This window comes from Janthinobacterium sp. RA13, assembly GCF_000745325.1.
Lineage (GTDB): Bacteria > Pseudomonadota > Gammaproteobacteria > Burkholderiales > Burkholderiaceae_D > Janthinobacterium > Janthinobacterium rivuli.
Genome location: NZ_JQNP01000001.1, coordinates 667,675 through 686,954, shown reverse-complemented (window position 1 = coordinate 686,954; position 19,280 = coordinate 667,675). Strand labels below are relative to the sequence as shown.

Below are 19,280 nucleotides of genomic sequence, written 5' to 3'. Positions count from 1 at the left end.
CGTGTTTCCTTACTTGAGCGCGATGGCGAGATCGACCAGCCCCACCGCCCCGTTGCCGATGGCGGAAGCGGCCGGCGTGGCCGCGCCGCCGCTCAGCACGGCCGCACCCGTCGCCAGGTCGATGCGGTACAGCGAGCTCGGTCCCGTGGCCGACGTGCGCAAGGCCGCCAGGGCCAGGCCGTTGGCGCCACCCGCGATATCGAAGCCCGCGTCACCCGCCACGGCCACGCCAAGCGCGCCGACGTTGACGAGCGTGCCGTCGTTCGGCGGATTTTGCAAGGCGAGACTGGCGCTGGCCGTGTCGATATCGAACAGCATGGTCGCCGTCGTGCCGGCAAAGCTGTTGCTGTAGGCGGCGGCCGTGACGGCCGGCGTTGCACCGGCGCGGTTGACGGCGCCGTCGGTGGTGGTGGCGCCCGTGTCGACATTGATGCGCAGGCTTTGTCCCGCGTTGCCGATCACGCGCAGGCGGTCGGCGACGGGGTTGAAATCGACGCCAAAGGCCGTGCCGGTGATGGCCGTGTACGGCGCGGTGGCATCCGCCGCATCGGCGGCCAGCGTCGCCTTGACGGTGACGGCGCCCGTGTCCGGGGCGATGGTGACGATGCGTCCCGCCGACGATATCCCGTACAGCAAGCCATCCTTGGGACGGATGTCAAAACCCAACAGGCGCTCGCCCGCCGCCAGGCCCGTCACGGCCACGTTGGCGTCCAGCGTGTTCGGGGTGGCCGTTTTGAAGGTGACGATGCGGGCGTCGTCCGTCAAACCGTAGGCGACGGGCGCCGCCGGCGCCTTCAGGGCGATGCCGCGCACTTCCTCGGTCACGCCGATGGCCGCCACCAGGGTCGCCGGTGCCGTGCTGGCCGCCAGGTTCAGGGTGTACAGGTTGCGCGCGCCGGCCACCGTCATGACGGCGTAGCCCGTATTCGTGCGCGCATCGATGTCGAAACCGGCCACGCCGGTGGCTGCCACGCCCAGCGGCACGGCGCTGGCCAGGGTACCGTTGTTCGGCGGATTTTGCGTGTACAGGGTGGCGTTGGCCGCGTCGATGACGAACAGGGTCGTGCTGGCCGTGCCCGCGAAGCTGTTGCTGTAGGCGGCCGCCGTGATGGCCGTATTGGCCGCGCCGCCATTGATATTGCCATCGGTCGTGGTGGCGCCCGTATCGACATTGATGCGCAGGCTTTGCCCCGTGTTGCTGACGATGCGCAGGCGGTCGGCGACGGGGTTGAAATCGACGCCGAACTCCGTGCCGGCCAGCGCCGTGTAAGGCGCCGTCGCGTCGGCCGCATCGGCCGCCAGGGTGGCTTTGACGGTGGCGGCGCCCGTCACGCCATTCAGGGTATAGATGCGTCCCGTGCTGCCGACGCCGTACAGCTGGCCATCGGCGGGACGGAAATCGATGCCCAGCAGGTTTTCGCCAGCTTGCAAGCCCGTGACGGTGACCGTGGTGCGGATGGTGGCTGGCGTGGCGCGGTCGAACGACAGCAGTTTATTACTGGCGGTGAGCACGAAGACGTCGCCGGGCACCACCACGGGTGGCGGTGGCGGAACAACAACATCGTCATGGTCGCTGCCGCCGCCGCAGGCGGAAAGCGACATGGCGACGGCGGAAACGAGCAGCAGCTTGGCGTATGGCAAGGTTGGCAAATGTGGCATGGTCGTGGCCCCTGTAAGAGTGAGTGAAGGTGCCGCTCATGCCGCGTTTGCGGCGAGCGCACCCCTGTACTACTTGCCATGCGCGCGTTTGGATGCAGCGGCGCAAAAAAAGTTTTGCCGTCGCAGCTGGTGGTTGTCTTTAGACAACTTAATCGGTGTATAGTCGCAGGCACGATTGAAACCGGGGTCAGGAAAGTGGCGCGCATCTATCAAACCAACAACATGGGCGAAGCCGACGTACGGGTCGCCATCGTGCAGCGTGGCAACGCCGACTTGCTGGTGCACCGCGCGGCCAGCTACGGCCTGGCGCATGGCGACGCGCAGTGGTTCATCACCCGTGAGCGCCAGGATGCGACGGCCAGCATGTACTTCACCTCGCCAGGCTTCGCGCAACTGGCCATCTGTTTTGTCGACAGCGCCAGCGAAGCGGGCTGGACCAAACCACACCGGCTGAAAGGCTGCCTGTCGTAGAAAGGCGCCAAGCCCGCAAGGCCGCTACTCTTCCAGCCCTCCCCCCAGCGCCTTGTACAGGGCCACGGCCGACTTGAACTGGTCGCGCCGCGCGTCGAGCAGGATTTGCTGCGCCGCATACGACTGGCGCTGCGCATCGAGCAATTCCAGACGGCTGTCCTGGCCCGCGTCGTAGCGCAGCTGCGACAACCGCTGACGCTGCCGCGCCGCCACCACCACGCGTTCTTGCGCGGCGATCTGCTGCGCATACGTGGCGCTGCCGGCCAGGCCGTCGCGCACGTCGCGGAACGCCGCCTGTATCGCCTGTTCGTACTGCAGCACGGCCACGTCCTTGCGCAGGCGCGACAGCTGCAGTTCCGCGCGCAGCTGGCCGCCCTGGAACAGCGGTTGCGTCACTTGCGGCGCGAACGACCAGCTGCGCGCGCTGCCGCGGAACAAATCACCCAGTTCCGGGCTGGCAAAGCCCAGCGACGCCGTCAGCGACAGGCGCGGGAAGAAGGCTGCGCGGGCGGCGCCGATTTCCGCATTCGCCGCCACCAGCGCATATTCGGCCTGCAGGATGTCGGGGCGACGGGCCAGCAAGTCCGATGGCAAGCCGGGCGGCAGCTGCGTCAGCACGGGCTGGCCATCGAGCGGCCGGCCTGCCGGCAAGTCCGTTGGCAGCGGCGCGCCGAGCAGCAATTCCAGGTTGTTGCGCGAAAGTAGACTGGCCCGTTCACGCGCCTGCACGTCCGCTTCCGCCGTGGCGGCCTGCCCTTCGGCTTGCGCCACGTCAAGGCCACTGCCCTGCTGCGCGCCATGCAGGCGCTGAGTCAGCACCAGGGCCTGGCGCCAGTCAAGCAGGGTTTGCCGCGCCAGCGCCAGCTGTTCCTCGGCCAGGCGCTGTTCCAGATAAGCGTCGGCCACGGCGCCGATCAGGGCCATGTGCGCGGCCCGCTGACCCTGCTGGGTGGCCAGGTAACGGGCAAAGGCGGCATCGGACAGCGAGCGCAGGCGGCCGAACAGGTCGATCTCGAACGCGCTCATGGCGATGCCCGCAGTGAACTGATTTTGCGTCACCGCATCGGCGCCGCGCTGGCGCACGCCACCCGCATTCGCGCCGATGGCCGGAGTGCGGCCCGCATCCTGGATCTGGTACTGGGCCCGCACGGCTTCCACGTTAAGGGACGCCACGCGCAAGTCGCGGTTGTTTTCCAGCGCGATGCCGACCAGGCGCTGCAGGCGCGCATCGAGCAGCATCTGGCGCCAGCCCAGGTCCGCGGCGCTACCCTGCGCAGCGAGTTCGCCATAACTGGCAGGGATCGGCGCGGCCGGCTTGACCAGCGGCGGCGTCAAGGAACACGCCGACAGGGCCAGCACGGCCAGGGGTGTGATAAAGAATAAACGCATTACAACTCTCCTTCCACCGCCTTGACGGCGATGCGGTTACTGCGTTTGTTGAAGTACGCGCCCATCTTGTCGACGGCGCCCAGCACCACGACAAAGAACACGGGCACGAAAAACACGGCCAGCACGGTGGCGGTGATCATGCCGCCGAACACGCCCGTGCCGATCGCGTGCTGCGTCTCGGCGCTGGCGCCCGTGGCCAGCATCAGCGGCACCACGCCCAGCGCAAACGCCAGTGACGTCATCAAAATCGGGCGCAAACGCAATCTAGCCGCTTCCACCGTCGCCTCGACCAGTCCACGCCCTTGCGCCTGCAGCTGGCGCGCATATTCGACGATCAAAATGGCGTTCTTCGCCGACAGGCCGATGATCGTGATCATGCCCACCTTGAAGAACACATCGTTCGGCATGCCGCGCAACATCACGGCCAGCACGGCGCCCAATAATCCCAAAGGCACGACCAGCATCACGGAGACGGGAATCGACCAGCTTTCATACAGGGCCGCCAGCACGAGGAAGACCACCAGCATCGACAGCGCCATCAGCATGGGTGCTTGCGACGCCGATTCCTTCTCTTGCAGCGACTGGCCCGTCCACGCCAGCGCGAAGCCCGGTGGCAGTTGCTTCACGAGGCGTTCCATTTCCAGCATGGCGTCGCCGCTCGATACGCCCGGTGCGGCGCTGCCGGAAATGCGCGCCGCAGGATAACCCTGGTAGCGCACCAGCTGCAGCGGCGACTCGCTCCACACGGGGCGCACCAGTTCACCCAGCGCCACCATGCCGCCCGCGTTATTACGGATGCGCAGGGCCAGCACGTCGTTCAACTGCATGCGCGACGGCGCATCGGCCTGGATGATCACCTGCTGCATGCGGCCAGCGTTGGGGAAATCGTTGACATAGGTCGAACCCATGGCCGCCGTCAGCATGTCGGCAATGGCCGTAAACGACACGCCCAGCGCTTCCGCCTTGGTGCGGTCGATGTCCAGGCGCACGCTGGCGCCCGGTGGCAAGCCGTCCGGATACACGCCCGCCACCTTGCCGCTTTGCGCGGCCAGTCCCAGCAGCTGGTTCTGCGCCGCCTGCAGGGCAGCGACACCCTGGTTGGCGCGGTCTTGCAGGCGCATGGAAAAGCCGGAAGAATTGCCCAGTTCATCGATGGCGGGCGGCATCAGGCTCATGATCACGCCCTCCTTCGCCTGCGACATGGCCGCCTGCGCCAGTGCCACTTCTTCCTGCGCCGTGGCGCCGTTGCGCTGTTTCCAGTCCTTCAGCATGGTGAACGCCAGGCCCGCGTTCGGCCCCGCGCCGGAAAAGCTGAAGCCGAGGATCGATTGATTTACCTCAATGCCGGGCCGCGTGGCCACGTGCTGCTCGTACAGTTTGACGACATCGAGCGTGCGCTCCATCGTCGCGTCGGACGGCAGCTGGATCGAGGTGATGAAGTATCCCTGGTCTTCTTCCGGCAAAAAGGCCGACGGCAGCTGCATGAAGGCCACGCCCAGCGCCGCGACGATGGCGCCATACACGACCATCGAGCGGCCGGCGCGTTTGAGCATCGCCACAACACCCTTTTCATAGCGGGCCGTCATGCGCTCAAACTGGCGGTCGAACCACAGGAAGAAGCCCTTCTTGTCATGGTCGTGCGGGCCTATCGGTTTGAGCATGGTGGCGCACAGCGCCGGCGTCAGGGTCAAGGCCAGGAACGCCGAGAACAAAATCGACACGGCCATGGCCAAGGTGAACTGGCGGTAGATCGCACCGACGGAGCCGCTGGCCAGCGCCATCGGGATGAACACGGCCGTCAGTACCAGGGTGATGCCCACTACCGCCCCCGTGATTTCACGCATGGCTTTCGACGTCGCTTCCTTCGGCGACAAGCCCTCGGTCGCCATCAGGCGCTCGACGGCTTCCACCACCACGATGGCATCGTCGACGATGATGCCGATGGCCAGCACCATGCCGAACATGGTCAGCACGTTGACGGAATAGCCGGCCATCAGCATCACCGTGAAGGTGCCCATCAGGGCAATCGGCGCGACGATGGCGGGAATCAGGGTGTAGCGTATCTTTTGCAGGAACAGATACATGACGAGGAACACCAGCACCATCGCTTCCAGCAGGGTGACGATCACCTTTTCGATCGAGATTTTCACGAACGGCGCCGTGTCGAACGGTACCGAATACTTGATCCCGGCCGGCATGGTGTGCGCCAGTTCGGCCATGCGCGCACGCACGGCGGCCGCCGTCTGCACGGCGTTGGCACCGGGCGACAGCATGATGGCAGCGCCCGACGCGGCTTGCCCGTTTTCGCGGATGCTGAAGTTGAAGCTTTGCGCGCCCAGCGACACTTTCGCCACGTCGCCGATGGTCACTTTCGAGCCATCCGCATTCGCGCGCAGCACGATGGCGGCAAATTCCGCCGGCGTTTGCAACTGGCCCTGCACCGTCAGCGGAATGGTCACGCGCTGGCCGTGCACGGCCGGCGAATCGCCCAGGCGGCCCGGCGCGATCTGCGCATTTTGCTGCGCGATGGCGGCCGTCAGCTCGCCCATGGCGATGTTGTACGACACCAGCTTGGCCGGATCGACCCAGATGCGCATGGCCCGCTCGGAACCGAACAGCTGCACCTTGCCCACGCCGGGAATGCGGCGCAGTTCTTCCGTCACGTTGCGCGCCAGGTAGTCGCCCAGCGCCACTTCATCGTGCTGACCATTCTCGGAAATCAGGCTGACGATCATCAGGAAGCCGGACGACGCCGACTCCACCGTCAAGCCGTTTTGCCGCACGGCCTGCGGCAAACGCGGTTCGATGGCCTTCAGGCGGTTCTGCACGTCCACCTGCGCCATTTCCGGATTCGTTCCCGGCTGGAAGGTGACGGTGATCGAGGCCGAGCCCGACGTGTCGGTGGACGACTCGAAATACAGCAAGTGCTTGACGCCCGACAGTTCGCGCTCGATCAGGCCCACCACGGAATCGTTCATGGTTTGCGGCGTGGCGCCAGGATAGTTGGCGCTGATGCTGACGCTGGGCGGCGCCACCGAAGGGAAGCGCGCAATCGGCAATTGCGGTATGGCGATCAGTCCGAACAGGACGATGAAGACCGCCACCACCCACGCAAAAACGGGGCGGTTGATGAAAAATTGAGGCATGTCGTTAGGCTTTCATTGTATTCAAAGTGGGCATCAACGGGCCTTGGCGGCAGCCGCCGTTGCCACGACGGCCGGCTTCCACGGCTGCGGCGCGGCGGTGGCGCCCGGCTGCAAACGTTCCTGGCCTTCGATGACGACGGTTTCGCCGGCCTTCAGGCCGCCGTTGACCACGTACTGGTGCTCGATCACGTCGCCCACGGCGATCGTTTTGAGGCTGGCTTTGTTCGTGCCATCGAGCACCCAGGCCTGCGCCTGGCCGCCGCTGCTGTGCAAGACGGCTTGCTGCGGCAACAGCACGCCATTTGCCTGCACGGCGCGGGCGATGCGGGCGCGCACGAACATGCCGGGCAGCAGCTGGCGCTGCGGATTGTCGACCAGCACGCGGATGACGGCGTCGCCCGTGCCCGCATCGACGCTGATGCCCGAGAACAGGATGCGGCCCGTGACGGGATGCGCCTGGCCGTCGGCGCCCAGGATGGTCACGGGCAGCTTGTCCGCGCCACCGTTGCTGTCCGAACCTGAGGCCCGCAGCGCGGCCAGCGCGGCGGCCGGCTGGCGCACGTCGACGTACACCTTGTCGATCTGCTGGATGCGCGCCATCGGCGTGGCATCGGCCATGCCCACGAGCGCGCCTTCCGTCACCAGTTCGGAGCCGATGCGCCCGGCAATCGGCGCCTCGATGCTGGCAAAAGCCAGGTCCAGGCGGCGGCGCGCCAGGCTGGCCCGCGCCTGCGCCACGGTGGCCACGGCTTGCTCGCGCTGGGCCACGGCATCGTCATATGCCTGGCGGCTGATGGCGTCCGCCTCGACCAGCGGTTTCAATCGGTCGGCCTGGCTGCTGGCGCGCTTCGCCGTGGCCACCGCATGCTGCAGGGCGGCGGCGGCCGAATCGACGTCCGCCTGGAATGGGGCCGGGTTCAGCTGGAACAGCTTCTGCCCCGCTTTCACTTCGGCCCCCTGCTCGAATTGGCGGCGCAGCACGATGCCGCCCACCTGCGGGCGGATATCGGCCGTGCGGAAGGCGGCCACCCTGCCCGGCAATTCATCGCTGAGGACGACGGGCGCCGCTTGCAGCTTGAGCACGGTGACGGCGGCGCGCGCCGCGGCGCCTTCTTCCGGCGCGGGTTTGGAACAGGCGGCAAGGCTGAGCAGTGCCGCGGCGATCAACATGTTTTTCTTGGTGAAATGGCTCGGATGCATGGTCTTTCTCTATGGCAGATCCCAACCGGCGGTCCGGTCGACAGATAGGCCGCAGCATAAAAGCCTTGCGTGGATGTTTCGTCAAAGAAATGTGGAGATTCGATGGAGACAGCGAAGAATGCTAGACTATTTATATGAACTATCATCACAGCGCCAGCCAGCCCTCCTTCCTTGCCACCACGCCGCCTTCCGCCCTCGTCCTGATCGCCGAAGATGAACCGCAAATCGCCCGCATCCTCGCCGGCTACCTGGAGCGCGACGGCTACCGCACGGCCTTTGCGCACGATGGCCAGGAAGCGCTGCAGCAGCACCTGGCGCTGGCGCCGGACCTGCTGCTGCTCGACGTGCAAATGCCCCGTGTCGATGGCTGGGGCGTGCTGGCGGAAGTGCGGCGGCGCGGCGAAACGCCCGTCATCATGCTCACAGCCCGCGACCAGGATGCCGACAAGCTGGCTGCCCTGCGCGTGGGCGCCGACGACTACATCATCAAACCCTTCAATCCGGCCGAAGTGGTGGCGCGCGTGGCGGCCGTGCTGCGCCGCTCGCGCGTGCGCCACCACCCGGTGGGCGGCCAGCGCCTGCGCTGCGGCCCCATCGACATCGACCAGGAAACCTATGTGGCCAGCGTGCTGCGCGAAGGCGCGTCCGTGCCCTTGACCCTGACGTTGACGGAATTTCGCCTGCTGGCCCACCTGGCGCGCACGCCGCGCCGCGTCTGCAGCCGCCTGGAATTGCTCGAGTCGTGCATGCCCGAGAGCAATTCGATGGAACGCACGGTGGATAGCCACGTCAGCAAGCTGCGCAAGAAGCTGGAGGAAGCGGGCGTGCTGAACATGCCGGCCAGCCTGCGCGGCGTGGGCTACCGCCTGGAAAGCGATCTCTGATGCGCTTCACAGGCTTGAACCGGCAAATCATCCTGTCGATGTCCGTGCTGATGGTCAGCAGCATCCTGATCATCTGGATCGGTTCCTGGACCTTCTTTGCCATCGCCTTCAAGATCGATCCCGGCATGCTGTCCGAGCCGGACGACTGGTCGCCCAGCACCGTCGAATGGCTGTGGATTTTCGCCATCACCATCTTTGGCCTGGGCCTGGCCGCGTTTTTCGCCCTCAAGCTCGCTTCGCGCATCCTCAAACCGATCAATTCCGTGATGGACAGCGTGCGCCGCGTGGCGCATGGCGACCTGTCCGCGCGCGCCTTCGCCGGCGACCGCAGCCTGGGCGAGACGGCCATGCTAGTCGACGATTTCAACAGCATGGCCGAGCGCCTGCAGCGGGGCGCCAAGGAAAGTGAAACGTGGAACGCGGCCATCGCGCACGAATTGCGCACGCCCGTGACCATCCTGCGCGGCACCTTGCAAGGCGTCGTCGATGGCGTCTTCAAGCCCGAGGAAGTGCCGTTTTCCAGCCTGCTGGCGCAAGTCGAGGACCTGGGCCGCCTGATCGAGGACTTGCGCACCCTGAGCCTGGCCGACAGCGGCCACATGCAGCTGCGCATGGCGTGGACGGACCTGACCCTGGAAATCGGCGAAGTGCGCCGCCTGCTGGCGCAAGAGATGGAAGCGGCGGGCTTTACGTTGCAACTGCACCTGTCCGACCATCCCGTCTGCTGCGACGCGGCGCGCATCCGGCAAATCGTGCTGGCCCTGCTCGACAACGCGCGCCGCTATGCGCATCCGGGCCTGCTGCGCGTGCGCACCCGCGTGCAGGCCGGCCAGTACTACCTGAGCGTCGAGGATGCGGGTCCCGGCATTGCAGAGGAACTGGCGCCGCATGTGTTCGAAGCGTTCCGCCGCGGCGACAGCGCCAGGGTCGACCTGAACGCGGGCAGCGGCCTGGGACTGGCCGTGGTTGAAGCCATCGCGCGCGCGCATGGCGGCAGCGCCGTCTGCACGCGTGGCAAGGCGGGCGGCAGCGTGTTTACCGTCAAGTGGCCGGTCGAACATGCCGCCCCGCCGCCCGCCGGCTGACTACGCCGGCGCGCGCAGCATGTCGACAAAGGCGCGCAGCACGGCCGGCATCTGCCGCCGGCTCGGGTAATACAGGAAGTAGCGCGACGGCGGCGGCATGCAGTGCTCCAGCACGCACGCCAGGCGCCCTGCCGCGATATCGGCACGCGCATCGGCTTCGTACACGTAGGCCAGCCCCGCGCCATCGCGCGCCGCGTACAGCATCAATTCATCATCGTCGAACACCAGCGGCCCGCCGACGGCGATGCTGACACCCTCCCCGTCCTGCCCGAACTCCCACGCATACTGGCGCCCGCTGGGGAAACGCCGGCCTATGCAGGCGTGTTCCAGCAAGCCGCGCGGCGTGCTTGGCGCTCCATGCGCCGCCAGGTAGGCGGGCGAGCCCACCACCACGAACGGTTGCGGCGCGCCCACGGGCACGGCGATCATGTCGGCCGCCACCTGCTCGCCGAAGCGGATGCCCGCGTCAAAACCGTCGCGCACGATATCGATCATGCCGTCATCGGTGACCAGTTCCACCTGTACGCGCGGATAACGGGCGACAAAACTGGCCAGCATGGGCGCCAGCAGCAGGCGCGCGGCCGGACGGGGCACGTTCAGGCGCAGCTTGCCTGTGGGCACATCCTGCAAGGTGCTCAAGTCCAGCAAGGCATCATCAATTTCGCGCATGGCCGGCGCCAGCCGCGCCAGCAGCATCTGCCCCGCCGCGGTCGGCGTGACGCTGCGCGTGGTGCGGTTCAGCAGGCGCACGCCCAGTCGCTCTTCCAGCGCGCGCAGCGCATGGCTGAGGGCGGAGGCGGACACGCCCCTTTCCAGGGCCGCCTTGCGAAAGCTGCGCAGGCGGGCGACGGCCGCAAAGGCCGCCAATTCGTTCAGATCAGCCATCATTCATGAGTTTCATTCAGCAATACATGCAGGATTAACCATCTTATCGCATGCTGTTGCTTCACCCATACTCCTTGCATCTTTTTTTGAAGAGGAGTGAAAAATGGAACACAGAACACTGGGCAACTCCGGCTTGCGCGTCGCCCCCATCGGCCTGGGCTGCATGGGCATGAGCTTTGCCTACGGCGGCGCGGACGAGACCAGCTCGCTGCGCGTGCTGCACCGCGCCGTGGAACTGGGCGTGACCCTGATCGACACGGCGGAAGTCTACGGCCCCTACGCCAATGAGGAACTGGTAGGCCGCGCCCTGAAGCAATTGCGCGGCAAGGTCCACATCGCCACCAAGTTCGGCTTCAGGATATTGCCCCACGGCACAGGCGTGGAACGCATGGCCGGTGTCGACAGCCGCCCCGAGCATATTCGCCAGGCGGTGGAAGCGTCGCTGTCCAGGCTCGGCATCGAATGCATCGACTTGCTGTACCAGCACCGCGTAGATCCCGCCGTGCCCATCGAAGACGTGGTGGGCGCCATGGCGGAGCTGGTGCGGGCGGGCAAGGTGCGTCACCTGGGACTGTCGGAAGTGTCGGCCGCCACCCTGCGCCGCGCCCACGCAGTGCACCCGATCGCGGCGGTGCAGTCCGAGTATTCGCTGTGGAGCCGCGACGTGGAAGCCGAGGTGCTGCCCGCCTGCGGCATGCTTGGCATCGGCTTCGTGCCCTACAGCCCGCTGGGCCGGGGATTTTTGACGGGCCAGCTAACTTCCAGCGCCGCACTGGCGCCCGACGACTACCGCCACAGCCTGCCCCGCTTCCAGCCGCCCGCGATGGCCGCCAATGCCCATCTCGTTGCCGAACTGCAGCGCCTGGCGGCCGCGCGCGGCGCCACGGCGGCCCAGCTGGCGCTGGCCTGGTTGCTGGCGCAAGGTACTGACATCGTGCCGATACCAGGCGCCCGCAGCCTGGCGCACCTCGAAGAGAACGTGGCCGCCGCGCAGATATTTCTGAGCGACACCGAGCTGGCCGCCATCGGCGCCGCCATCACGCCCGCTGCCGTGCAGGGCGCCCGCTACCCGCAACATGAGCTTGCCATGCTTGGCCTGTAGACAACCGCGCATGAGTGCGCTATACCGGTACTTTTTTGTCCAGCGCACTTGAAATGCCCGAATCCGCTATCATTTCCAATCTGAACTATTCATTATGAAAGAGATTGACATGTCCGCACTGCTCGAAACACTGCAATGGCGCTACGCCACCAAGAAGATGGATCCGACGAAAACGGTGCCGCAAGACAAGGTCGAGCGCATCCTGGAAGCCGTGCGCCTGACGGCCAGCTCCAGCGGACTGCATCCTTACGAAGTCTTCGTCGTGACGAATCCGGCCCTGCGCGAGCAGATCAAGCCGCACGCATGGAACCAGTCGCAAGTGACGGACGCCTCGCATCTGCTGGTGTTTGCCGCCTGGGACAATTACACGGTAGAACGCATCAACGCGCGCTTTGACCTGGTCAATGAAGTGCGCGGCTTCAAGAACGAAGGCTGGGAAGCGTACCGCCAGCAAATCCTGGCCACATATCCGCAGCGCGATGCGGAAACCAACTACCAGCACGCGGCGCGCCAGGCCTACATCGGCGTGGGCACGGCCCTGATCGCCGCAGCGCAGGAAAAGGTCGATTCGACGCCGATGGAAGGTTTTGATCCGGCCAAGGTCGACGAAATCCTGAACCTGCGCGAAAAAGGCCTGCGTTCCGTCGTCATGTTGCCGCTCGGCTACCGCGCCGACGCAGGCGACTGGCTCGTGGACTTGAAAAAAGTGCGCCCTGCGCGCGAGCAATTCATCACCGAGCTGGCGTAAGCGTTTTCAGCGCCTCGCCCGTGACTGAAAAGCGGATGCCCTCGCCGGCATCCGCTTTTTTTGCTTTCAGGCTGGCTGCGGGAAGCGCACCGTCACTTGCAGGCCCCGTCCCTCTTCCCCATCGGCCAGCGCGATGTCGGCCTGGTGGTGCTCGGCGATGTGGCGCACGATGGACAGGCCCAGGCCGCAGCCCCAGGCGTCGTTGCCGTCGGGACGGAAGAAGCGGTCGAACAGACGCGCATGGTGCTGCTGCGGCACGCCCGGGCCGTTGTCGGACACGCGCAGCAGCGGCCGGCCCTCTTCCAGCGCCGCCTGCAAGTCGACCCTGCCGCCCTGCTGCGTGTAGCGCAAGGCGTTGTCGATCAGGTTATTCAGCAACACTTGCAAGCCGTCGGGATCGGCCTGCACCAATACCCTGGCCGGCGGCGCTTCCACCACGCCCAGGTCGATCGCCCGGCTGTCGGCCAGCGCGCTGTGGTCGGCCACGGCCGCTTCCAGCAATTGCCCCAGGTCCACCGTGTGCAGCTGGCTGGAAGTCAACGCCGTTTCATGGCGCGCCAGACTGAGCAATTGGCGCACGAGGTGCGTGCTGCGATCCAGCCGTTCGTGCAGCCGCGCCAGGGCCACGCGGCGCTCTTCCTCGGTGCCGGCCCGCTCGGCCACCTGCAGCTGCAGTTTCAGCGCCGTCAGCGGCGAGCGCAATTCATGCGCGGCATCGGCGACAAAGGTGCGCTGCGCCGTCAGCGCCGCCTCGAACTGCCCCATCAGGCTATTCAGCGCCAAAGCCACGGGCCGCAGTTCGGGCGGCATGTCGTCGGCCGCCAGCGGCGTCAGGGCGTCCGGCGAACGGCCCGCCACGGATTCGGCCAGCCGGTGCAGCGGCGCCAGCGCGCGCCCGACCACGGCGACGATCAGCAGCGCCAGGATCAGCGCGAACACCAGCAGCGGTGCGCCAGCGCGCGTGGTCATCTGCCAGGCCAGCTGGTCGCGCACGGCCTGCGCCTGCGCCACCTGCACGTAGCGGCCGCGCCGAGTTTCGCCGTACAGGCGCCAGTCCTCGCCGTGCAGCACGACATCGGCAAAGCCGGCCAGCGCATAGCGCGGCAGTGCCGGCTGGCCCTGCAAGACGGGCAAGGGCTGGCCGTCTTCATCCCACGCCTGCAGCACGAACGCTTCTTCCGGGTCTTGCGCGGCGGCCAGGCCCGTCTGCGTCTCGAACTCGTCGGGCAAGGCCACGGCCAGCTGGCGCAGCTGCAAGTCGGCCAGTTCATTGGTTTCTTCCAGCAGAGAGCGGAACAGCGAAATGCCGGCGCCCAGCACGCACAGCAAGGTGGCGGCCAGCAAACCGAGCAGCAACTGACGGCGGATGGTCAGCATGCTGCCACCCGCATCTTGTAGCCCACGCCGCGCACGGTCTGGATGCTGTCAGCACCGAGCTTCTTGCGCAACTGGTACACGTACACGTCGACGGTATTGCTTTCCACTTCGCAATCCCAGCCGTACAGCTTTTCGCTCAGCTGGCGCTTCGACACCACCTTGCCCGGATGGTCGAGCAAGGCACGCAGCACGGAAAACTCGCGCGGCGGCAGCTTGATCAGCTCACCTTCAAACGTGACGTCGTGGCTGGCCAGGTCGAGGATCAGCGCGCCATGCTCGATGACGGAGCGCGAACGGCTGACCCGGCGCCGCAGCAAGGCGCGGATGCGCGCCAGCAGCTCGTCGAGGTCGAAGGGCTTGACCAGGTAATCGTCGGCGCCGCTGTCCAGGCCTTCCACGCGGGCCGGCGTGCCGTCGCGCGCCGTGATGATCAGCACGGGCAACTCGGCGCCCCGCGCACGCATGCTGCGCAGCACGTCCATGCCCTGCTTGCTGGGCAAGCCCAGGTCCAGCAGCATCAAATCGTAGGCGAAACCAGCCAGCGCCAGCTCCGCATCGTGGCCGTCGCGCACCCAGTCGACGGCGTAGCACTCGCCGCGCAAGCCCTCGACCAGGCTTTCCCCGATCATCGGATCGTCTTCCACTAGCAATACGCGCACCCAGGGCCTCTCAAGGTCTTGAAAATGCCACCATCTTACCTTGAGCGGCGCCGCGCCGCATGGGCGGCCGCGGCGGCCTTACTTGGAGCCGGAACCGCGGAACGGCGGGATATTGCCTTCTTGGGGATACAGCGCCACGCCATTCGATAGCGGTGCCGCCGCAGCGAGCGCCTCGCCAGGCTGGGCCGCTTGCGATACGGGCAGAAAAGCCAGCAGGGATACCGCGCCAACACAGAAAATAGCCTTGATTTTCATATCATTCCTTAAAGGTTGGGTTGGAAATATCCGATGAATATACTATTTTATATATTTACAAACAAGCAATATGTGTCAGGCCCTGCACAGCGCAAGGCCTGGTATTACGATTACTGTGCCAGGTAGCGTTCCGAACGGGGACCGTACAGCAGGCCATTCGGCACGCCGGCCGACAGCATGCGCGCATTCGCCGTGCCAGCCAGCGGATGGCTGGCGTCGGTGCTGGTGTTGATGATCTGCTTGACGGCCGCCGTCACCAGCATGCCGACCAGGCCGCCGCCACCGCTGTTGTTGCCTTCGTTGCTCGACGCGCTGGCCGCGCCCTGCCACAGCAAGGCGCCCGTCTTCAGGTCGACCAGCTTGGCATCGACCGAGACCACCGTCACGCTGTCGATCACGGCGTAGGTCGTGCCGTACTTGGAGATCGTCACGTACAGGCCCGCATCAGCGCCAAAGATCTCGTTGAGCTTTTTCGCATCGACGCCGTGGATATCGGCGGCGTTCGTCAAGCCGTTCTGCTTGAAGGTTTCACCGACCACGGCCACCGGCAGCACATAGTAGCCCGCTTCGGCCAGCGGATAGGTCACTTGCGCGTAGACGCTGTTGCCGGCATTGACTTCCGGCGAATTGTTCAACGGCGGCAAGACCACGATCGAGCGGGGCTTAGCTGCCTTGAAGGCGGTGTAATCGTATGCCGCCTGCTTGGTGGCGCAACCGACCATGAAGATGGCGGGACCCAGGCACAGGGCCATTTTCAACATGCGCGACATCATAATTTCTCGCCTTTTTTCAATTTACCCAACAGGAAGTCCATGTACGGCGTCGATTCCGGGAACAGTTTTTTCTCGTCTTCGAACTGCGCGGCGACCTGCTCCGGCTTGCCCGCGATCGAGTACAGCATGCCCAGGTGGGCGTGGTAACCCGGCGGCGCGTGATTGCCCTTGGCGCCGATCACTTGCAAGTCTTTTTCCATGGCGGCGATCTGCTGCTCCGGGCTTTCACCCTTCAGGTATTCATACACTTGCGGCTGGTAGCCTTCCCATTGGTACAGGGTCTTCGATTGCGTGGCGCAACCGGTCAGGGCGGCACAGGCGAGCAGCGCCAGCAGGGCTGCGCCCTTGTTCATCATTGTTTTCATGGGATACCTTATTGTTTGCGCAGTGCGCCCGCTTCGACGCCAGCCACCAGGCGCTCGACCGCTTCGCGCATGGCCAGGTCCAGGACTTTGCCGTTGAGGGTGGCGTCATAGCTGGCGGTGCCGCCAAAACCCAGTACTTCACGGTTCGACAGGCTGTATTCGCCGGCGCCGCCAGCCGAGTACACGACTTCCGAGGTCGCGATATTGACGACGTTCAAGGTAACCTTGGCATAGGCCACTTGCGTCTTGCCGCGGCCCATGATGCCGAACAATTGCTTGTCGCCCACTTCCTTGCGGCCGAATTCGGTCACGTCGCCCGTGACGACGAAATCGGCGCCCTTGATATTCTGGCCTTGCTTCTTGAACTCGGCTTCCTGCTTGAGTTCTGCCATGTTGTCGCGGTCGAGCACGTTGAAACGGTTGGACGTCTGCAGGTGCGCAATCAAAATCGTTTTCGACTGGCTGCCCAGGCGGTCGACGCCATCGGAAAAGATGCCGCGCATGAAATTCGAGCGATTGTCGAACTTGCCGACAGCGATCAGCGTGCGTGGACCAACGTAGGGACGGGCTGCGCTGGCAACCGTAGGGACAGCCAAAGCTTGCGAGGATTCGGAAGCGCAGCCAGCCAACGCCGTGCCAATCAGCGCTGCAATCAACAACGCGCCGGGTTTATTCTTGTTCATAGTGCCCTTATGAGATGGAAGATCAGGAGCCACCTGCAAAATTGATTTTTAGCAAGTTAATTTCCTAATGGCAATTATATGGTATTGCATGTCTCACAATTCTCTCCAAAAGTAACGATGGCAAGGATTGCATGATTGCCCGCCATACACAGGCGTGGCCCTGCTTGACTTCCCAGCGCCAATTCATTAACTTGATAGTAAAAAAGCGTGTCGTCAGCGCCCTATGCCACTGTCCCACACAGACCTCGCCCGCCGGCCTGCCCCGGCGCCAACGCCACGCTGTTCACATAGACGGATCCCAAGGCCATGCCGACACACGATCATTCCCCGGCCCATCCGCTGGCCACGGCGCTGGCGCTCTCGCTGGGCGCCGCCGTCGCCCTCGGCCTGTCGCGCTTTTCCTACGGCTTGCTGCTGCCGCCCATGCGCGCCGACCTGGGCTGGTCCTACCTGCTGGCCGGGGCCATGAACACCTTCAATGCGCTCGGCTATTTTCTCGGCGCCCTGGCCACGCCCGCCCTGATGCGCCGCCTGGGCGTGTGGCGCTTGCTGATCATCGGTTCCGTGCTGGCGAGCATCTTCATGCTGATGTCGGGCCTCGTCAGCGACACGGCCACCCTGTTCCTGCAGCGCGTGTGCGCGGGCGTGGCCAGCGCCTTCATGTTCATCGCCGGCGGCGTGCTGGCGGCGCGGCTCGGTTCCATGCACAACCAGCGCGCCGGCTTCTACATCGGGCTGTATTACGGCGGTACGGGTTTCGGCATTGCTTTGTCTGCCCTGCTGGTGCCGGCCGCATTGGCCGCTGCACAAGAGCACGGCGCTGCGCATGCCTGGCAGTGGCCCTGGCTGGCACTGGGCATCGCCTGCCTGCTCGCCACTGCCATCATGGCCTTGCCGGCGAAGGCGATCGGCGAAGCGCCGCGCGCCGTCGACACGCCGCGCCCCTTCGCCTGGCGCGACTTTGCCCCCAGCCTGGCCGGCTATTTCATGTTTGGCGTCGGCTATATCGGCTACATGACCTTCGTCATCGCCCTGCTCAAGCAGCAAGGCATGAGCGCCACCTTGATTACCGTGTTCTACACCTTGCTGGGGCTGGCGGTGGTGGCGTCGTCGCGCATCTGGGCGCGCATGCTGGACCGCTACAAGGGCGGCGAATCGCTGGCGATATTGAATGGCGTGCTGGGCGCAGTGACCATCCTGCCCGCGCTGACGAGCTTTGCGCCCGTCGTGTTCCTTTCAGGCCTCGTCTTCGGCGCAGTATTCCTGTCGGTGGTGGCGTCGACCACGGCCCTGGTGCGGCATAACCTGCCGCCACAATCCTGGACGGCTGGCATCAGCGCCTACACGACGGTGTTTGCGCTGGGCCAGATCGCCGGCCCCATCGTCGTCGGCTGGATCGCCGATGGCCCGGCCGGCCTGGAACGGGGCTTGATCGCCTCGGCCATCGCCCTCTTCATCGGCGCGGCGCTGGCCGCGCGGCAAAAGGCGCTGGCAACGGCCGCATAGTAGACTTATGGCATTAACCACCTTCGCGGAAAGAACACGATGACCAACGACGCACGAAAAATCCCTACAACGATGGATGCCGAGACGCTGGAATTCATCCAGGGCCTGTTCGCCCTGGTGCGCGAAGGCGACACGCAGCAACTGGGCGCCATGGTAGCCCAGGGCGTGCCAGTGAACTTTCGCAACGAAAAAGGCGACAGCCTGATCATGCTGGCCAGCTACCATGGCCACTTGGAAACATCGCGCCTGCTGCTCGCAGCGGGCGCCGACGCCAACGTGCCCAACGACCAGGGCCAGACGCCGCTGGCCGGCGTGGCCTACAAAGGCTACCTGGACATCGCAGAGCTACTGCTGCAGCACGGCGCCAAGGTGGAAGGCGCCAGCCCGGACGGCAAGACCCCCTTGATGATGGCCGCCATGTTCAACCGCCTGCCCATCCTCGACCTGCTGCTGCAACACGGCGCCCGCATTGATGCCGTGGACAGCCGCGGCATGAGCGCGGTTTCGCTGGCCAAGAGCATGAATGCGCAGGAAACGCTGGGCCGCCTGGTCAGTTTGGGGCAGACTGCGTAGTCCATGCAGATATCGCCAGCGGTTTTGCGACTGGCGTTTAAAAAAACTGAGAATCAGAGGCTTAGCTGCTTCATTGATCCGGTATTAGCTTACGGCGCCGGATGGGAGATTATTCCCACTCGATTGTCAATGAGGTTGCTAAGCGGTTGATTTTTCGGTGTTTTCTACGTTATTCAGTTGCCGATACCCTCAAAAATACCCTCACCAGCAAAATCCGTCATTGCCCGTTTGTCGCAGTCAGGATCGAAGAAACTGGTCCGCTCGTTCGCACTTGTCACTAGATTCTTCTGGGCGATGATCCCTTCGTGTCGGCACATCAGCAATCGCAGCGTTCCGATGCATTCAAAGATACGCCAAGGCAGCAGCGCCGCGCTGTCACACTGTCACACTGTCACTCGCGCAATATCACGCTCGCTATCGCGACAGAGACGAGGCAATGGCACGCGCTTATCTTTCAGCCGCTTTTACCATGTCCCACATCGCCGCCGCTTTTCACGTCTCGAGCAAGACAGTCAGTCGG

The 19,280-nt window shown here is 65.1% G+C and carries 18 protein-coding genes; 7 read left to right on the top strand and 11 right to left on the bottom strand.

The window, feature by feature from the left end; all coding sequences use genetic code 11:
* Positions 1-9: 9 nt before the first annotated feature.
* Positions 10-1,659, bottom strand: coding sequence for a DUF4394 domain-containing protein (locus FG13_RS02960; protein WP_035818250.1), 1,650 nt, complete (start codon positions 1,657-1,659; stop codon positions 10-12).
* A 195-nt stretch (positions 1,660-1,854) separates the two neighbouring features.
* Between FG13_RS02960 and FG13_RS02955 the strand changes: the two genes are divergently transcribed.
* A complete protein-coding gene (locus FG13_RS02955) occupies positions 1,855-2,130 on the top strand; it encodes a DUF6150 family protein (RefSeq protein ID WP_035818247.1) in 276 nt (91 codons plus the stop codon).
* Between the two features lie 24 nt (positions 2,131-2,154).
* On the opposite strand, the gene FG13_RS02950 is transcribed toward FG13_RS02955, so the two are convergent.
* Genes FG13_RS02950 through FG13_RS02940 form a run of 3 tightly spaced genes read right to left on the bottom strand, consistent with a single transcriptional unit; the run spans position 2,155 to position 7,865 of the window.
* On the bottom strand, positions 2,155-3,519 hold the full coding sequence (locus tag FG13_RS02950; RefSeq protein WP_035818244.1) for an efflux transporter outer membrane subunit: 1,365 nt from the start codon (positions 3,517-3,519) through the stop codon (positions 2,155-2,157).
* A complete protein-coding gene (locus FG13_RS02945) occupies positions 3,519-6,665 on the bottom strand; it encodes an efflux RND transporter permease subunit (RefSeq protein WP_035818241.1) in 3,147 nt (1,048 codons plus the stop codon). The genes FG13_RS02950 and FG13_RS02945 overlap by 1 nt, the downstream gene beginning before the upstream one ends.
* 33 nt (positions 6,666-6,698) lie before the next feature.
* Positions 6,699-7,865, bottom strand: coding sequence for an efflux RND transporter periplasmic adaptor subunit (locus FG13_RS02940; RefSeq protein ID WP_051958415.1), 1,167 nt, complete (start codon positions 7,863-7,865; stop codon positions 6,699-6,701).
* 134 nt (positions 7,866-7,999) lie between these two features.
* On the opposite strand from FG13_RS02940, the gene FG13_RS02935 reads away from it, so the two are divergent.
* Positions 8,000-8,749 (top strand): response regulator, encoded by a 750-nt coding sequence (locus FG13_RS02935; protein WP_035818239.1) that lies wholly within the window; start codon positions 8,000-8,002, stop codon positions 8,747-8,749.
* Positions 8,749-9,834 (top strand): ATP-binding protein, encoded by a 1,086-nt coding sequence (locus FG13_RS02930; RefSeq protein WP_035818237.1) that lies wholly within the window; start codon positions 8,749-8,751, stop codon positions 9,832-9,834. Before FG13_RS02935 ends, FG13_RS02930 begins: the two co-directional genes overlap by 1 nt.
* Here the strand turns inward: FG13_RS02930 and FG13_RS02925 are convergent, their stop codons facing one another.
* Positions 9,835-10,722 carry a LysR family transcriptional regulator gene (locus FG13_RS02925; protein WP_327062273.1) on the bottom strand — a complete coding sequence of 296 codons (888 nt, stop codon included), beginning with the start codon at positions 10,720-10,722 and terminating at the stop codon, positions 9,835-9,837.
* Between the two features lie 100 nt (positions 10,723-10,822).
* Here FG13_RS02925 and FG13_RS02920 point away from each other — a divergent pair, with 100 nt between their 5' ends.
* Both FG13_RS02920 and FG13_RS02915 read left to right on the top strand, forming a co-directional pair.
* Entirely contained in the window at positions 10,823-11,821 is a 999-nt protein-coding gene (locus FG13_RS02920) for an aldo/keto reductase (protein WP_035818235.1), read from the top strand.
* A gap of 109 nt (positions 11,822-11,930) precedes the next feature.
* Positions 11,931-12,569: an NAD(P)H-dependent oxidoreductase gene (locus FG13_RS02915; RefSeq protein ID WP_035818233.1), complete on the top strand. Its 639-nt coding sequence runs from the start codon at positions 11,931-11,933 to the stop codon at positions 12,567-12,569.
* A 66-nt stretch (positions 12,570-12,635) separates the two neighbouring features.
* On the opposite strand, the gene FG13_RS02910 is transcribed toward FG13_RS02915, so the two are convergent.
* The 6 genes from FG13_RS02910 to FG13_RS02890 form a co-directional block, all read right to left on the bottom strand.
* Positions 12,636-13,946 (bottom strand): ATP-binding protein, encoded by a 1,311-nt coding sequence (locus FG13_RS02910; protein WP_035818231.1) that lies wholly within the window; start codon positions 13,944-13,946, stop codon positions 12,636-12,638.
* The gene (locus FG13_RS02905) at positions 13,940-14,605 is read right to left on the bottom strand and encodes a response regulator (RefSeq protein WP_035818227.1); all 666 of its coding nucleotides are present in this window, start codon (positions 14,603-14,605) and stop codon (positions 13,940-13,942) included. Before FG13_RS02905 ends, FG13_RS02910 begins: the two co-directional genes overlap by 7 nt.
* A gap of 78 nt (positions 14,606-14,683) precedes the next feature.
* On the bottom strand, positions 14,684-14,860 hold the full coding sequence (locus FG13_RS30355) for a hypothetical protein (RefSeq protein ID WP_161784140.1): 177 nt from the start codon (positions 14,858-14,860) through the stop codon (positions 14,684-14,686).
* 110 nt (positions 14,861-14,970) lie between these two features.
* Positions 14,971-15,633 (bottom strand): DUF799 domain-containing protein, encoded by a 663-nt coding sequence (locus FG13_RS02900; RefSeq protein WP_034788080.1) that lies wholly within the window; start codon positions 15,631-15,633, stop codon positions 14,971-14,973.
* Positions 15,630-15,998, bottom strand: a complete 369-nt coding sequence (locus FG13_RS02895) for a DUF4810 domain-containing protein (protein WP_225240994.1) — start codon at positions 15,996-15,998, stop codon at positions 15,630-15,632. Before FG13_RS02895 ends, FG13_RS02900 begins: the two co-directional genes overlap by 4 nt.
* A gap of 8 nt (positions 15,999-16,006) precedes the next feature.
* Positions 16,007-16,681 carry a CsgG/HfaB family protein gene (locus tag FG13_RS02890; RefSeq protein WP_051958413.1) on the bottom strand — a complete coding sequence of 225 codons (675 nt, stop codon included), beginning with the start codon at positions 16,679-16,681 and terminating at the stop codon, positions 16,007-16,009.
* Between the two features lie 306 nt (positions 16,682-16,987).
* Between FG13_RS02890 and FG13_RS02885 the strand changes: the two genes are divergently transcribed.
* Both FG13_RS02885 and FG13_RS02880 read left to right on the top strand, forming a co-directional pair.
* Positions 16,988-18,187, top strand: coding sequence for a YbfB/YjiJ family MFS transporter (locus FG13_RS02885; protein ID WP_035818224.1), 1,200 nt, complete (start codon positions 16,988-16,990; stop codon positions 18,185-18,187).
* Between the two features lie 39 nt (positions 18,188-18,226).
* Positions 18,227-18,760, top strand: a complete 534-nt coding sequence (locus FG13_RS02880) for an ankyrin repeat domain-containing protein (protein ID WP_035818222.1) — start codon at positions 18,227-18,229, stop codon at positions 18,758-18,760.
* Positions 18,761-19,280 lie beyond the last annotated feature (520 nt).